A 15,821-nucleotide genomic window follows, 5' to 3' on the forward strand; every position below is an offset into this window, starting at 1 on the left:
CTTTATCTCAGACACAAAAAAACCGACGCTAAGTCGGCTTGTGTATGAAAGTGGTGGGCGCAGGACGTCTCTTTTAACAATGAACCTCCGACCGTCTGGTTGGCTACAGCTAACCTACCAACGACTTATTAATACACTTTATTATGTACTTTATTTCAGGCACAAAAAAACCGACGCTAAGTCGGCTTGTGTATGAAAGTGGTGGGCGCAGGACTTATTTTGAAACAGTGAACCTCCGACCGCCTGGTTCGAAGCCAAGTACTCTATCCTGCTGAGCTATGCACTTTATTTTAGACACAAAAAAACCGACGCTAAGTCGGCTTGTGTATGAAAGTGGTGGGCGCAGGACGTCTCTTTTAACAATGAACCTCCGACCGTCTGGTTGGCTGCAGCTAACCTACCAACGACTTATTAATACACTTTATTCTGCACTTTATTCTGCACTTTATCTCAGACACAAAAAAACCGACGCTAAGTCGGCTTGTGTATGAAAGTGGTGGGCGCAGGAGGATTCGAACCTCCGACCGCCTGGTTCGTAGCCAGGTACTCTATCCAGCTGAGCTATGCGCCCACTTTCATTTTACTTATTTATACTCTAAGTAGAGTGTATTAAAAGTGCTGGACGCAGGACGTATCTTGTAAGAGTGAACCTCAGACCTTTTGGCTATGTAGCCAACACTTTATTCTTATTTATACTCTAAGTAGAGTTTATAAAAGTGGTGGGCGCAGGAGGATTCGAACCTCCGACCGCCTGGTTCGTAGCCAGGTACTCTATCCAGCTGAGCTATGCGCCCACTTTTATTTTACTTATTTATACTCTAAGCAGAGTGTCTCTAAAAAGAGAGTAAAGAGTGGTGGGCGCAGGAGGATTCGAACCTCCGACCGCCTGGTTCGTAGCCAGGTACTCTATCCAGCTGAGCTATGCGCCCAATCTTTACTTTACAAGATTTGCCATTTAAAAAATGGTGGAGAGGGAGGGATTCGAACCCTCGATAGAGCTACAAACTCTATACTCCCTTAGCAGGGGAGCTCCTTCGGCCACTCGGACACCTCTCCGTCTTGTGGGGCGTATAATAAAGATTTCAGAAAATATGTCAAACACTTTTATGCCAAAAATAGCTATATGGTCACTGAATGTGCATAAGTTCGAAATAAATCGCTATTTAGTTTAATTATCAAACAACTTAGCTGTTGTTTTCATTTCCTTTATCAGTATTTAAAGAATCTGTTAGATTAAAAATCTCATTCAAATACTGTTCTTGATAACCTAATTGTTGAAATTGTAAAATACAAAGCCTGTAATATTCTTCTCGTTGGGAAAAAGAGGGCTGTTCATCTTTGTTTTCGTCAGTGCGTTTATTTTTCATCGTAATCAATCTCATCAGAATTTTGGCAGATACATACACTAAACCGTTTGTTTTAGGTATTTATCACTTACACACCGCTTTATACGACAAAGCAGTAGTTCACCAATATCAACGATATAAAATAAACTCTTTATGATTGGTTACTTAAATTTAAAGCACACTACCTAAAAAACGCTAACTGCTCAAATATAAACCAATTAAAATTAAATTAATAGCATTAAACCAATACAAATAAAAACGCCGCAATTAAGCGGCGTTTTTATTATTTTATAACAAGCTTAATCAGCTTGTGGTCGCATATGTGGAAACAAAATCACATCTTTAATTGTCGATGAATCTGTAAACAACATAACTAGACGGTCAATACCAATCCCCTCACCTGCTGTAGGCGGTAAACCATACTCAAGTGCGCGAATATAATCTTCATCATAATGCATTGCTTCATCATCTCCCGCGTCTTTCTCTTCAACTTGACGAGTAAAGCGCTCTGCTTGGTCTTGTGCGTCATTAAGCTCTGAAAAGCCATTAGCAAGCTCACGTCCGCCAACAAAAAACTCAAAGCGGTCGGTAACAAACGCGTTGTCGTCATTACGACGAGCAAGTGGTGACACTTCCCACGGGTAACCGGTAATAAAGGTCGGTTGAATAAGTTTATGCTCGGCTGTTTCTTCAAATATTTCACATAAAAACTTACCCGGCCCCCATACACAGTTCTCAGGAATTTTAACATGCACTTGCTTAGCGTACGCTTTTAATTCTTCAAAGTGATTTTCTGGGTCATTAAATACTGCAGCATCAAACTCTGGGTTATATTTTAAAATTGCATCAGCCATACTTAAACGGGTAAACGGCTTACCAAAGTCATATTCTACAGAATCGATTACTTCGCCATTTTCATCTTTTGTTGTGTTAATAACAATTGGGCTACCTAATACATTCGTTGCAACTGTACGTAGCATATCCTCTGTAATGTTCATTAGGTCAATGTAATCAGCATACGCTTGATAAAACTCAATCATTGTAAATTCTGGATTGTGGCGTGTTGATAACCCTTCATTACGGAAGTTACGGTTTATTTCAAACACACGGTCAAACCCACCAACAACTAAGCGTTTTAAATAAAGCTCAGGCGCTATACGTAAGTACATATCGATATCAAGCGCATTGTGATGCGTTACAAATGGACGTGCAGTCGCGCCGCCTGGGATCACTTGTAGCATAGGCGTTTCTACTTCCATAAAGTCACGCTCTGCTAAAAAGCGACGAATGCCTTCAACAACTTGTGAACGAATACGGAATGTTTCGCGTGTTGCTTCGTTAGTAATTAAATCGACGTAACGTTGACGGTACTTAGTTTCTTGATCCGATAAACCATGAAACTTTTCTGGTAATGGACGAAGCGACTTAGTTAGTAGCTCATATTCAGTCATTTCGACATATAAATCGCCTTTACCCGATTTATTCAGTGCGCCTTTAACCCCAACAATATCACCAATATCTAGTTGGCCATATTTTGCTTTTAAGTCTTTTTGCACATCTTTAGATGCATAAGCCTGTACACGCCCTTTCATATCTTGAATTGAAAGAAACGGGCCACGCTTTGCAAGAATACGTCCAGCAATTGATACAACATGCTGTAATTCAACTAACTCTTCTTTGCTCTTATCACCAAACTCAGCTTGTAAGTCAGCCGTGTAATGTTCACGACGGAACTGATTTGGATGACCGTTGGCTGGGCAATTTTCGCGAATAGCGTCTAACTTGCCACGACGCTCAGCGATTAACTTATTTTCGTCTTGGATTTTATCAGTCATTTTTTAGCTCTTTTTTAGCTTGGTGGTTATAAGCCAGACTTTAGGCTGGCTTCAATAAATTTGTCTAGGTTACCGTCAAGTACCGATTGTGTATTACGGTTTTCAACACCTGTTCGTAAATCTTTAATTCGTGCATCATCAAGTACGTAAGAACGAATTTGGCTTCCCCAGCCAATATCCGACTTTGCGTCTTCTTGCGTTTGCTTTTCAGCATTTTGTTGCTGTAGCTCAAGCTCAAATAATTTTGCTTTTAACTGCTTCATTGCTTGGGCTTTATTTTTATGTTGTGAGCGCTCATTTTGACACTGCACAACCGTATTGGTTGGTACGTGTGTTATACGCACTGCTGATTCGGTCGTATTTACGTGCTGACCACCGGCACCCGATGCACGGTATACATCTATACGTAGATCAGACGGATTAATATCAATCTCAATATTATCGTCTATTTCTGGGTATACAAAAGCAGAGGCAAATGATGTGTGTCGGCGACCACTAGAATCAAAAGGACTTTTACGAACTAAGCGATGAACACCGGTTTCAGTACGAAGCCAGCCATAAGCATATTCACCAACAAAACGCACCGTAGCGCCTTTTATACCCGCCACATCGCCATCGGTTGCTTCAACTAGCTCAACTTTAAAGCCTTTAGCTTCACCCCAGCGTAAATACATGCGTAATAACATGTTACACCAGTCTTGCGCCTCTGTGCCGCCAGAACCTGATTGCAAATCAAGGTATGCATCGTTTGAATCATGAGAGCCAGAAAACATACGACGAAACTCTAACCCTTCAAGCTGCTCGTTCAAGCCTTCTAATTCAGTTTGCGCCTCATCAAAGGTTTCTTCATCTTCAGCTTCAATAGCAAGCTCTAACAGCCCTTCAACATCATCGGCGCCAGCCACTAAATTATCAATGGTTTCAACCACTGCTTCTAGTGCTGATTTTTCTCTACCAAGGGCTTGCGCTCGTTCAGGTTCATTCCATACGGCTGAATCTTCAAGCTCGGCGTTAACTTCTTCTAAACGCTCTTGCTTAAGAGCGTAGTCAAAGGTACCCCCGAAGCAGCTCAGTACGTTCGCGAATTTCCTTGATTTGATTAATCACAGGATTCACTTCAAACATTTACATTACTCCAAAATGGCTAGCTTAATGCATCCCTTTTATAGGGGAGTTACACACTAAATTATCGTCAAATAATAAAAACGCCCGATTTTAACAAAAAACCGCGCGTTTTATTAGCACTTTATGCCCTATAGACAATATTTTTATTGTGTCTTTTCGAGTTCACGTACAATTAGTTGTAAGCTAAATTTACCTCTAAACTCATTAATATCGAGTTGGTAGGCCACTTTAACAAAGTTAACTTCAGTGTCAGGCCAAGCTTTTACATCAACGCCAAAAGCAATGGCATCTACTAAGCGCCCGGATTGGTGTTTAAGAACTAACTTCAAATGTTTTTCACCAACAATACGCTGCTGAATAACTTCAAAGAGGTGCTCAAACACCGGCTCTGGAAATTGCTGACCCCAAGGCCCCGATTGCTTTAATAACTGAGCAAACTCCATAGTAAAACAATCAGCAGGTAATTCACCATCTGTTAATACAATACAACGTTTACTTTGCTCACTTAATTGCTCACCGACCGATTTTAAAAAAGCCTGTTTAAACACACTAAAAGCGTGTTCATTAATGCTTAATCCAGCAGCCATTGCATGACCACCAAACTTATTAATTAGTTCAGGTTGCTGAGTATTTAGCCCCTCTAATACATCCCGCATATGAAGCCCTTCGATAGAGCGACACGAACCTTTTATTTCGCCGTTTTCACCACCAGCAAATATAATTGTTGGGCGGTGGTATTTTTCTTTTAACCTCCCCGCTAAAATACCAATAACACCTTGGTGCCAGTCTTCTTGATACAAACAAATAGCATCGGGGATGTTATCGTCGTTAAACGCAAGCTTATCAAGCACCGCTTGCGCTTCTAGCTGCATACCTTGCTCTATTTCACGGCGTGTAAAATTTAAACTATCTAACTCACCTGCAATTTGTCTGGCTTGATTTATATCGCTACTTAATAAACAGGCTATACCTAAGCTCATATCATCTAAACGACCAGCTGCATTTAAACGCGGGGCAAGAGAAAAGCCAAAATCACTGGCACTTAAACGAGCGGCATTTCGGTTAGCGACATCGATTAATGCCGTAATTCCTGGGCGTGTTTTACCACTTCTAATACGCGCAAGCCCTTGGTGTACTAACGTACGATTATTCGCATCTAATGCAACCACATCAGCAACGGTTCCTAAGGCAACAATATCAAGTAAATCAGCCAAATTAGGCATTGGCTGTTGCGTAAAATACCCTTGCTCTCTTAGCGCACTGCGCAGCGCAATTAATATATAAAAAGCAACGCCTACACCTGCTATAGATTTTGATGGGAAAGTACAATCATGGCGATTTGGGTTTACAATGGCATCGGCACTTGGGAGCTGTTCTCCTTGCAAGTGGTGATCGGTTACCAGCACTTTAATACCTGCATTTTTTACAATATCAATCCCTGCAATACACGAAATACCATTATCGACAGTGATCACTAAATCAGGATTCATCATTACTATTTGTTCAGCCAAAGCAGGGCTTAAACCATAGCCTAAACTAAACCTATCTGGGATTAGGTAATCAAGGTTTTTAAAACCAAACATTGCTAACCCTTGCATTAATGTGGCAGTACTGGTGGCGCCATCGGCATCAAAATCACCCACAATTAATATTTTGCTTTGATTGTGCAAAGCATCAATTAACAACTCGCTCGCTTTATCAATATCTTTAAATAATTTAAAGTCGTGTAATGTACCCGCGCTATTATCTAGCTCATCGGCATGTTGTACATTTCGAGCGGCATATAATTGCTTTATCACTGGGTGTAAGTAATTTGGTAAATGGCTGTCATCAACAATTTGGCGTGCTGTAATGATTTTTTTCATGAAAATACTTTAAATTAAATAATAAAAACAAAAAAGGCCTTACGGCCTTTTGATACTAATAACATTAATCCAGAAATAACATTGGATAATTAGTTAGATGCTTTATTTTCTTCTAAAGCCGCAGCTAATTTCTTCGCCGGCATGTAGCCAGAAATCAAGCTACCATCGTCTAACATTATTGCTGGTGTACCAGCAACCCCAACACTTTTACCAAATTCATAATGCTCTGCAATCGGTGCGTAACAACCCGAATTTTTGCTTGTACCACTTCCACTTTTAGCATTTGTCATTGCTGTTTGTTGATCATCAGCACACCATACATTCATTAAGTCAGTATACGCTTGGCTGTTAATACCCGCTCTTGGAAAACCTAAATAACGTACTGTAATACCCAGTTCAAGTAGTTCATCTATTTCGCTGTGAAGTTTACGACAGTAACCACAGCTAATATCTGTAAATACGGTAATTCGATATTTTTCCTCTGGCGCTTTATAAACCAGCATCGAATCTTCAAATTCAAGCATTTTAGCTTTGCGTGCTTCGGTTAAAATTGTCTCCGAAATTGTTTCACGGCTTTGCAAATCAATTAATCTATTTTGAAAAATAATGTATTGCCCATCATTGCTCGTATAAATAATGCCATAATTGGTTAGCGCTATTTTTAAGCCATTAATTGGACTAGCATGCAGGCTTGTTACTTTAATGCCGCCTAATGCTAATGCTTTAATAATAGTCTCATCGTTTTGTTGTACTAACGTTGATTGCGTGTCTGTCTGTTGTGCATCTTCAGCCAATAAACTAAAGCTTGTGCAGATTAAAAGGCACGTTAAAAGTAATTTTTTCATAATTCTCTCTAATTTCTGTTCGCTTTATTGAAATACTGACCGTTAAACGAATAATAAATTTCACTAAGCACGAGGGTGATGTTCGCTATGAACCGATTTTAACCTTTCATTAGCAACATGGGTATAAATTTGTGTGGTCGATAAGTCACTATGGCCTAACATCATTTGTACTACCCGCAAGTCCGCCCCATGATTTAATAAGTGTGTCGCAAAAGCATGACGCAAAGTATGAGGCGATAAAGGTGACTCAACCGCAGCCAAAATAGCATAGTGTTTAATCCGATGCCAAAAAGTTTGTCGTGTCATTCCTACGCCGCGCTTGGAGGGAAAAACAAAATCTGTGGCATGTTTTATCATTTGTCCACGACCGAGCTTAATAAATTGATCAAGCCAATACATCGCTTCTTCACCTAAAGGCACTAAACGTTCTTTATTCCCTTTACCTTTAACAAATACAACTGCTTGGCGTAAATTAATTTGCTCCATTCTTAATCCGACTAATTCAGTCACCCTTAATCCTGTTGCATAAAGCAGCTCAAGCATCGCTTTATCACGCAGTCCCATCGGCTCTTCAGTATTAGGAGCATTGAGTAATGCTTCAACCTCAGCCTCCGATAACGTTTTAGGTAATGATTGCCCAGCTTTAGGCTGTGCAATATTAAGCATTGGTGATTCTACAATTACTTTTTCGCGGACAAAATACTGATAAAAACGCTTTAGCGCACTAATGCTCCGGGCGGTACTGCGAGGTTTTAAACCTAAATCAACACGGTGTGCTAAGTAACTTTCAATATCTTGTGCAGTGACCGACATTAACGGTTTTGCGTTTAAAAATAAGCAAAACTTATCTAAATCACTACGATAAGCACTGAGTGTGTTATCGCTTACATGCTGCTCCAAATAAAGGTTATCTAAAAAAGCGTCGAGAAAATCGGTATTTGAATGCAGGTCTTGTTCGGGCGTGATCACGGTTATTCTCATCCTTATCAAGGTATCAATTGTAAATACCTTGCGGTAAACTTAGCCCTATCATATCAGGCAATTACACAGTGATAAATACAATGCAGATTGGTTTATTTTTTGGCTCTACAACGTGCTACACCGAAATGGCAGCAGAAAAAATTCGCGACCTTATCGGTGCCGATATTGTCAGCCTTCATAATATTAAAGACGAACCTCTTAAAAATGCACAACAGTACGACTTTCTTATCTTTGGCATTTCTACTTGGGACTTTGGCGAAATCCAAGAAGATTGGGAATCGCAATGGGATGATATTAAAGATGTTGATTTAAATGGCAAAACCATTGCATTGTTTGGCATGGGCGATCAACAAGGTTATGGCCAGTGGTTTCAAGATGCGCTTGGCATGCTACACGATGAAATAAACAGCCAATCGATCACCCAGTTAGGTTTATGGCCAAACGACAGCAGTTATGAGTTTGAAGCCTCTAAAGCGCTAACTGAAGATACAAAACATTTTGTTGGCCTAGCGCTAGATGAAGACAGTCAATATGAGCTCAGTGATGAGCGTATTGCAACTTGGGTTGAACAAATCATGACTGAATATAGCGACTCGTTATAACTTACATTTTTAAATAAAACGCTTTGCACAGCGCAATATAGTCATCAGTATATTGATTATTATTGTTTTTAATACAAAGCGTTGACTCCTCACACCCTTTATTATTAAAACTAAACGTCATTAAACTACGGCTAAAAGGTTTACTTTTATTTGCTTGTACCAGACAGTGGGCATTTAAATATAGCCCTTTGTGTGATGCTAGCTGGCTAAGCGTTTGAGCTTCACTACATGGTAAAATAACACTAAATCGTGTACTTGAATGGCTAAGTCGTATAACCGCATCTAGCAACTGCGTAAAACTTAAGGTGTCGGTATGACGCGCCACGTTTCGTGCTTCATCTTCCCCCTTTAAGCTAGCATTAAAATAGGGCGGGTTTGAAATAATAACATCAAACGGCTTCTCGCTATTAAAATCTTGAATACGCTGTGCATGTACTTTTATTTTTGGCCACGGACTTTGCGCTATATTATACAGTGCTTGGTTATAAGCATCGGTGTCAATTTCAACCCCACTGACTGTGATATCAGGATTACGTTGCTGACACATTAACGCTAATAACCCCGTGCCGGTACCAATATCTAATAATGAGTGCGCAGCCTGTAAATCAGCCCATGCACCAAGCAAGATACCGTCGGTTGATACCTTCATTGCACACTTATCGTGCTCAATTTTAAATTGCTTAAATGTAAAACCTGACATTTTTTCACCTTTTCATTCACCAACCGGCGGATAGCGCGTATAATTGCCGGTAATTGTCCACTATTTTAGACACTCTATGCAATTTTCTGATTTTGATCTTGATACTAAGTTACTTAACGCCATTGATAAAATGGGTTTTGAAACCCCTACTAGCATTCAGCAACAAGCGATCCCTGAGGCCTTACAAGGGCGTGATATTTTAGCCTCTGCACCTACTGGCACAGGTAAAACAGCCGCATTTTTAGTGCCTGCTATTCAATACTTGCTTGATTTTCCACGTAGAGATCCAGGTTTTGCTCGCGTACTTATTATGACCCCAACACGCGAGTTAGCGTATCAAATTCACGAACAGTGTGAATTACTAGCTAAATCAACGCATTTAAAAATCGGGGTCGTGACCGGCGGCATTAATTACGGTACCCATAAAGAAATATTTGAAAACAATAACGATATTTTAATCGCCACACCAGGGCGTTTAATGGAATACCTAGAAACAGAAAACTTTCATGCCGAAAATGTCGAAATGCTCATACTCGACGAAGCAGACCGTATGCTAGATATGGGTTTTAGAAAAGAAATGCTACGAATTTGTGATGAAGCTAAAAACCGTCGTCAGTGTTTTTTATTCTCTGCAACCTTAGAAGGCGACAGCGTAGAGTTATTTGCAGAACGTATACTAAACGATCCCGCATTACTTGAAGCCGAATCGTCGCGTAAAGAAAAAGCTAAAATACATCAATGGGTGCATTTATCCGATGATTACCACCATAAACTTGAGCTATTAGTAAATACCTTAAATGGTCCCGATGTAACCAAAGCCATTGTGTTTGTTAAAACTCGTGAACGCTTAGAAACCTTAATAGGTGAACTTACCAACAACGGTGTTAAAGCCGCGTGGTTACGTGGCGAAATGCCACAAGATAAACGTATGAAAGCGATGGATAACTTTCACAGTGGCCGCACAAAAATATTAGTGGCTACCGATGTTGCTGCACGCGGCATTGATGTTGCCGATATAAGCCATGTTATTAATTTTGATATGCCACGCACTGCCGATGTATACGTACACCGTATAGGCCGTACCGGACGCGCGGGGAAAAAAGGCATTGCAATATCGTTAATCGAAGCGCACGACGTAGGTATTTTATCTAAAGTAGAGCGCTACACAGAACAAAAATTAAAACGCCGTGTTATAAAAGGGCTTGAGCCGCAACATAAAGAAGCTAAGCCACCAGCTAAAAAGCGCAAAGACCCAGTAAAAATGAAAGCCAAGAAAAAAGCTAAGGCTAAAGTTAAAAAGAAAAAGTAAACAGATCAAGCCGGTTCATACCGGCTTTTTTATTTTAAATACTATAACTGGCAGCAAATAACACTTATCCCCTTCCCTATTAATTATTTCCTATTTCATAATTTGCGTCATACCTATTTAATCAATGTAACCACTTCCCATTTTTTTGTAATTTTTGCTCAGTAACATCTAAATTAAAAATAATACCTAATAAATTCAACAACTTAAAATAGGAATGAATATTGTATCTAAATAAGTAACTTTGTTACTCAATTTAATTTTATTGCAGGATATAATGATGAACCGTTTTAAATTAACTATTGCTTTAATTTCATTTTGTTGTTTATTTTTATTAGCGTGTGCAACCAAAGTAAGCGCAGCCACTAACCTTGCAGTTATTAGTAGTGTTGCCACTCAGCCAACATTACAAAATTCAATCACCTACGTATTACGTAACAACCCAAACTTAGCATTAAGTGATATTCGCGTTGAAGTTAAAAATGGTGAAGTCAATTTATACGGTAAAGCTAAAAATGGTTTTCAACGTGCACTTGCCGAAAAGTTTTTAGAAAATATGGACGGCATAAAAGTTATCCATAATAAAGTCAGTGTTATTTAATTCTATATCGATTTACTCTCCCCTGTATTAATCGTGACTGTTAGTAATATCAGCCACGATTTTTTTTGCCTTAAAGCACTGTCTATTTCACCATTATTAAAATTTAACTTTTATTAAATTATCGTCATATCCGTTAATTTATTTATCGTATTGACTGCCTCACTGCGTTAATGAGGTTGATGAATGAAAGTATTAATAGGTTGGATTAAGGATCGGTTTGCAAGGCTACGCAGCACAATAAAAGCACATTTATCGTAGAGCGTGTTTATCGCTATAAAATAACTCCGTGTGTCTATAACTTAGCAATGCGTAAAAGCTATATCAGCAACATAAGCGAGTAAAATCAAAACTAGCAGCTAACGTTAAGTAAAAACGCGCTGCTAGCCTGTAATTATTACTCGCTGTTTAAACGCTATATCAGGCGCTTTAACTGCTTTTAAAAAAGCAGTTAGTCATCATTAGATTGACTTTTTGATGTCTGTAAATTAATTTTTTCGCTTATCATTGCATCGAGCTTTTCACCGCCTTTAATACCAAAATCAAGGGTACGAATAGGAAATGGGATACTAATATCAGCTTCATCTAATGCTTGCTTTACTGCAACAACCCCTTTGTGGCGCACCGTCATAAAATCCGGTTCACCGGGGTATTTTATCCAAAACCACACCAATAAATTAATACTACTGTCGGCAAAGCCTTCAGCAAACACATTAGTTTCGTCTTTGCGTATCACAAAATCAAAGGCGTTTATTTTTGCTATAATTGCCTCTTTGGCTTTTTCAATATCATCGCCATACGAAATTCCCACAGGGACCTCTATACGCCTTACGCCCAAGGTAGAATAGTTTTTTAGCACATTTCTAAAAAGTACTTTGTTAGGCACTAATATTAACTGCCCATAAAAGCTTTCTATTAGCGTGTTACGCAAGTTTATTGAATGTATGGAGCCAAACACATCGTCGGTTTCTATTACATCACCTGTTTTAAATGGTTTGCGTATACCCATCGCAATACCCGCAATTAAGTTTTCGGTCATATCTTGAAACGCAAAACCAATGGCTAAACCAACAATACCCGCGCCGGCGAGTAAAGACGTAACAGTCCCTTTTAACCCTAAAAAGTCCAACGCAATAAATACACCGACACACAGTACCCCCATTTTAAATATAGAGGCCATTAAGTCAGCAATTTGCTTTGAGTCTAACGAGCGTCTTAAAATATTTTTTATTAACTTGCCCGCAAAGCGCGCTAATAATGAAAAAACAATGGCAATAATAATTGCGACAATAAAATTGGGAATGTGGCTAATAACAATATCAAACCAACCACCGAGTTTTTCTTCTATTAGCTTTTCAGCTTCACTAATTGAGGGAATACTAATCATTTAATTTGCACCTAATGTATGAAATGAATAGAACCACTTTTGCAAATTTAGTACCAGCAAAAAAAGTTAACGACCTGCAAAAGGTCAAGTCGGTGCGCATCGCGAAGATTTAAAATAAAAAGTGACTATAGATGAACGTTTTGTAATAAAAGACAATGCTCGCTCGGTTCAATAAGCGGTGCAAAAGAAATTGCCAAAAAAGTGAATACCCTGGCGCTGCAGGTGACGATTTAATGCATAACTAACGCATAAGAGGGCTCAGATATAAGCCAGTGATGTTACTCTTTATGCTGTTTTTTGTGCGCACTAGAGTGATTATTCTTTTTTCCTACTACTGCATAGTAGGGCAAGATAACTCCAACACCGATGCAAATGAGAACTCGAAAATAAAATAAAAATGGGTCATTTTCTTTTGTATAAATGCGATTTTTCCCCACCATTTCTCCTTCTATTGCACTATACCCTCCCCAGTAGATAAAAATAATGCCAAGGATGAACACAAAGACTCGACGACCCATCATTACATTTTCACAGGAGCTTGAAGGCATATCTGAGTTAGGGATGTTTGAGTTCGCTGCAACGGTTCGTTTTGTTATTTCACAATGAATTTGCTCTAGTCGCTCAGGATATCTAGCTTTGTCTATCGTCTCTAGCGCTTCGCGCAGCTCTTTAAGAGAGTAACGGGGGTAATCGGGTGACAATGACGTGTTCCTCTAAATTTACTTTTTTTGCTAAATAAAGCAAAACCCCAGCTTACTTTGCGTTTGAAAAGCGAAATAAGCTTGGGGTTATAAATATTAATTTCGCTCGTCGCGTAAAAATACCGGCTCTAATTCTTTCGCTGTCGCCTCTGCACTATAGTAATACCCGTCTATGTTAAATTCTTTTAATTGACTTAGTTGAGTTATTTTATTCTCAACTAGGTAACGCGCCATCATGCCGCGGGCTTTTTTAGCGTAAAAGCTAATTACTTTATATTGACCATTTTTACAGTCTTTAAAGTGTGGAGTAATAATTTGGGCGTTCAGTGTTTTTTTATCTACCGCTTTAAAGTATTCGTTTGATGCAAGGTTGACTAAGTATTGTGCATCTTGCTCAGCAACAACGTCGTTTAGCTTTTGTGCAATTACACTTCCCCAAAATTCATATAAATTTTTACCTCGTGAATTTTCAAGTTTAGTGCCCATTTCTAATCGATAGGCTTGCATTAAATCAAGCGGCTTTAATAAGCCATATAAGCCTGACAATATACGTAAATGTCCTTGTGCATACGTAAGGTTAGCTGCGCTAAGTGTTGCAGCATCAAATCCGCCGTATACATCGCCATTAAATGCTAGTACCGCTTGTTTAGCATTACTTGGAGTAAAAGGCTGTGCCCACTCGCTAAAACGAGCAGCATTTAAACCAGACAGTTTATCGCTAATTTTCATTAAGCTGCCAATTTGTGCTGGCGTTAGTTCACGACATACCTTCATTAACTCTTCGCTATGCTCGAGTAATTCAGGTTGAGTGAACTTATCCGTAGTCGGCGTTGTTTCGTAATCAAGATTTTTTGCAGGTGAAATAACAGTGATCATAGTTAGCTATTGACTTGTAAATTATTTAATGTCAATTTCAACATTAAATGAGACGAAAAGCACGTTTTGTTTAAATAAATCCTCTCTTAAACATTCATAAGCCTGGTTTTTTATTGATACGGACATATGACCTATCAAGCATTGTCACACTGTTGCAGTATGGTTTAGTTATATTAAGGGTATTAGATTTTCTTTTAACTTGCTTGGAATGAGGAAAGCACATGACTTCAGCTTTACAAAGGCTAAAACAACATTCATCAATTGTAGCCGATACCGGCGATATTGAAGCGATTAAAAAGCATCAGCCAGAAGATGCCACCACTAATCCATCGCTATTATTAAAAGCGAGTGAGATTGAAGCTTACAAGCCTTACTTAGATAAAGCATGGAGCTATGCTAAAGAAACCGAGCAAGATGCAGCCAAGCAATTAGAGCTTGCCTGTGATTACTTTGCTGTATTACTAGGTAAAGAAATTAGCGAAATTGTACCGGGTTATATTTCTACTGAAGTTGATGCGCGTTTATCATTTGACACTCAAGCAACTATCGACAAAGCACACACTTTACTTAGCCTGTACGAAAAAGAAGGTGTAAGCAAAGATAAAATCTTAATTAAGGTTGCCTCTACCTGGGAAGGCATTAAAGCCGCTGAACAACTAGAAAAAGAAGGGACTAAATGTAACCTGACTTTATTGTTTAGTGAAGCCCAAGCACGTGCCTGTGCTGATGCTAACGTATTCTTAATTTCACCATTTGTAGGTCGTATTTTAGATTGGCATGTGGCTAATGGTTTAGAAAAACCAACCGACCCATTACAAGACCCTGGTGTGCAATCTGTACGTAGCATTTTTGAATTTTACAAACGTCACGATTACAAAACAGTGGTTATGGGTGCAAGTTTCCGTAATACCGGCGAAATTATTGCTTTAACAGGCTGTGATAAGCTAACGATTAGCCCAGGCTTACTTGAAGAACTGGGTAACCTTGAAGGTGCACAAGAGTATCTGCTTGAAAGTGATTACACTGTAGAGCCAAAGCCAGCAGCATTAACAGAGTCACAATTTCGCTGGTTACATAACCAAGACGCTATGGCGACTGAAAAGCTAGCCGAAGGCATTCGCTCGTTTGCCGATGCACAAGAACAATTAGAAGCTCGCTTTAAAGCAATGTAAGTAAAATTTAAAGCTGAGTAAATAAAAACGCCGCATTGCGGCGTTTTTTTATATCTTTTTAATGATGACATCACCTTCATTAAGCTATCACATATATGCAACATTTCTGTCACTTATTTATTCTATTTTAGTTTGGCCTGTGATATATCTATCGTGTCTTCGTGGGGGAACTCACCTAGGCAATGTGGATTTTTAGGTATGCTTGAGATTCAATAAAATCAATAGGAGATAATCATGGATAGCCTAAACGATATATTAGAAATACTAGAAGACGCAGATAGTCCCGTTAAAACATCTCAAAAAAACAAAAAGAGGAAATGGCGCGAAATCGAAGCAATTAAAGATAAACAACGTCTACGTAAAGAGTTACAAGAATTAGATTTTTATACAGACACAATTAATGTTGATGAAATAGACTTCTAAGTTTTATTTTCAGTACAAAGCCCTTTTTTAAGGGCTTTTACATTTTTGATTATTGCTAA

At 39.0% G+C, this 15,821-nt stretch carries 15 protein-coding genes and 4 tRNA genes; 5 read left to right on the forward strand and 14 right to left on the reverse strand.

Features of this window, described 5'->3' with window-relative positions:
* Positions 1-494: 494 nt before the first annotated feature.
* The 10 genes from J8L70_RS06030 to xerD all read right to left on the reverse strand — a co-directional run bounded on the left by J8L70_RS06030 (position 495) and on the right by xerD (position 7,982).
* Positions 495-571 (reverse strand) — tRNA-Arg (locus J8L70_RS06030).
* A 146-nt stretch (positions 572-717) separates the two neighbouring features.
* Positions 718-794: transfer RNA gene (locus tag J8L70_RS06035), tRNA-Arg, on the reverse strand.
* Positions 795-852: 58 nt separating this feature from the next.
* Positions 853-929 (reverse strand) — tRNA-Arg (locus J8L70_RS06040).
* A 34-nt stretch (positions 930-963) separates the two neighbouring features.
* Positions 964-1,056 (reverse strand) — tRNA-Ser (locus J8L70_RS06045).
* 128 nt (positions 1,057-1,184) lie between these two features.
* Positions 1,185-1,367, reverse strand: coding sequence for a hypothetical protein (locus J8L70_RS06050; RefSeq protein ID WP_211054643.1), 183 nt, complete (start codon positions 1,365-1,367; stop codon positions 1,185-1,187).
* 278 nt (positions 1,368-1,645) lie between these two features.
* The gene (lysS, locus tag J8L70_RS06055; RefSeq protein ID WP_211054644.1) at positions 1,646-3,181 is read right to left on the reverse strand and encodes a lysine--tRNA ligase; all 1,536 of its coding nucleotides are present in this window, start codon (positions 3,179-3,181) and stop codon (positions 1,646-1,648) included.
* A 26-nt stretch (positions 3,182-3,207) separates the two neighbouring features.
* Positions 3,208-4,306, reverse strand: a protein-coding gene (gene prfB / locus J8L70_RS06060; RefSeq protein WP_211054645.1) for a peptide chain release factor 2 whose coding sequence is annotated in 2 segments (ribosomal slippage) — positions 3,208-4,230 and positions 4,232-4,306 — 1,098 coding nt in all. Because the reading frame shifts where the segments join, the coding sequence is not laid out codon by codon here.
* 143 nt (positions 4,307-4,449) lie between these two features.
* Positions 4,450-6,171, reverse strand: coding sequence for a single-stranded-DNA-specific exonuclease RecJ (gene recJ, locus J8L70_RS06065; RefSeq protein WP_211054646.1), 1,722 nt, complete (start codon positions 6,169-6,171; stop codon positions 4,450-4,452).
* An 89-nt stretch (positions 6,172-6,260) separates the two neighbouring features.
* Positions 6,261-7,016 carry a bifunctional protein-disulfide isomerase/oxidoreductase DsbC gene (gene dsbC / locus J8L70_RS06070; RefSeq protein ID WP_211054647.1) on the reverse strand — a complete coding sequence of 252 codons (756 nt, stop codon included), beginning with the start codon at positions 7,014-7,016 and terminating at the stop codon, positions 6,261-6,263.
* A gap of 63 nt (positions 7,017-7,079) precedes the next feature.
* On the reverse strand, positions 7,080-7,982 hold the full coding sequence (gene xerD / locus J8L70_RS06075) for a site-specific tyrosine recombinase XerD (protein WP_348772133.1): 903 nt from the start codon (positions 7,980-7,982) through the stop codon (positions 7,080-7,082).
* 95 nt (positions 7,983-8,077) lie between these two features.
* On the opposite strand from xerD, the gene fldB reads away from it, so the two are divergent.
* Positions 8,078-8,599: a flavodoxin FldB gene (gene fldB / locus J8L70_RS06080; protein WP_211054822.1), complete on the forward strand. Its 522-nt coding sequence runs from the start codon at positions 8,078-8,080 to the stop codon at positions 8,597-8,599.
* 1 nt (position 8,600) lies between these two features.
* On the opposite strand, the gene J8L70_RS06085 is transcribed toward fldB, so the two are convergent.
* On the reverse strand, positions 8,601-9,299 hold the full coding sequence (locus J8L70_RS06085; RefSeq protein WP_211054649.1) for a methyltransferase: 699 nt from the start codon (positions 9,297-9,299) through the stop codon (positions 8,601-8,603).
* A 76-nt stretch (positions 9,300-9,375) separates the two neighbouring features.
* On the opposite strand from J8L70_RS06085, the gene srmB reads away from it, so the two are divergent.
* Complete coding sequence (gene srmB / locus J8L70_RS06090; protein ID WP_211054650.1) at positions 9,376-10,608, forward strand: ATP-dependent RNA helicase SrmB; 1,233 nt, start codon at positions 9,376-9,378, stop codon at positions 10,606-10,608.
* Between the two features lie 277 nt (positions 10,609-10,885).
* Entirely contained in the window at positions 10,886-11,206 is a 321-nt protein-coding gene (locus tag J8L70_RS06095) for a BON domain-containing protein (RefSeq protein ID WP_211054651.1), read from the forward strand.
* 448 nt (positions 11,207-11,654) lie between these two features.
* Here J8L70_RS06095 and J8L70_RS06100 read toward each other — a convergent pair whose 3' ends face one another.
* The 3 genes from J8L70_RS06100 to yaaA form a co-directional block, all read right to left on the reverse strand.
* A complete protein-coding gene (locus J8L70_RS06100; protein WP_211054652.1) occupies positions 11,655-12,590 on the reverse strand; it encodes a mechanosensitive ion channel family protein in 936 nt (311 codons plus the stop codon).
* Positions 12,591-12,868: 278 nt separating this feature from the next.
* Positions 12,869-13,291, reverse strand: a complete 423-nt coding sequence (locus J8L70_RS06105; RefSeq protein ID WP_211054653.1) for a hypothetical protein — start codon at positions 13,289-13,291, stop codon at positions 12,869-12,871.
* Between the two features lie 96 nt (positions 13,292-13,387).
* Positions 13,388-14,167, reverse strand: a complete 780-nt coding sequence (gene yaaA, locus J8L70_RS06110; RefSeq protein WP_211054654.1) for a peroxide stress protein YaaA — start codon at positions 14,165-14,167, stop codon at positions 13,388-13,390.
* A 221-nt stretch (positions 14,168-14,388) separates the two neighbouring features.
* Between yaaA and tal the strand changes: the two genes are divergently transcribed.
* Positions 14,389-15,339 carry a transaldolase gene (tal, locus tag J8L70_RS06115; RefSeq protein WP_211054655.1) on the forward strand — a complete coding sequence of 317 codons (951 nt, stop codon included), beginning with the start codon at positions 14,389-14,391 and terminating at the stop codon, positions 15,337-15,339.
* A gap of 234 nt (positions 15,340-15,573) precedes the next feature.
* Entirely contained in the window at positions 15,574-15,762 is a 189-nt protein-coding gene (locus J8L70_RS06120) for a DUF3545 family protein (protein WP_211054656.1), read from the forward strand.
* The last annotated feature ends 59 nt before the right edge of the window (positions 15,763-15,821 follow it).

It is taken from the genome of Pseudoalteromonas sp. MMG010, from assembly GCF_018100905.1.
Classification (GTDB): domain Bacteria; phylum Pseudomonadota; class Gammaproteobacteria; order Enterobacterales; family Alteromonadaceae; genus Pseudoalteromonas.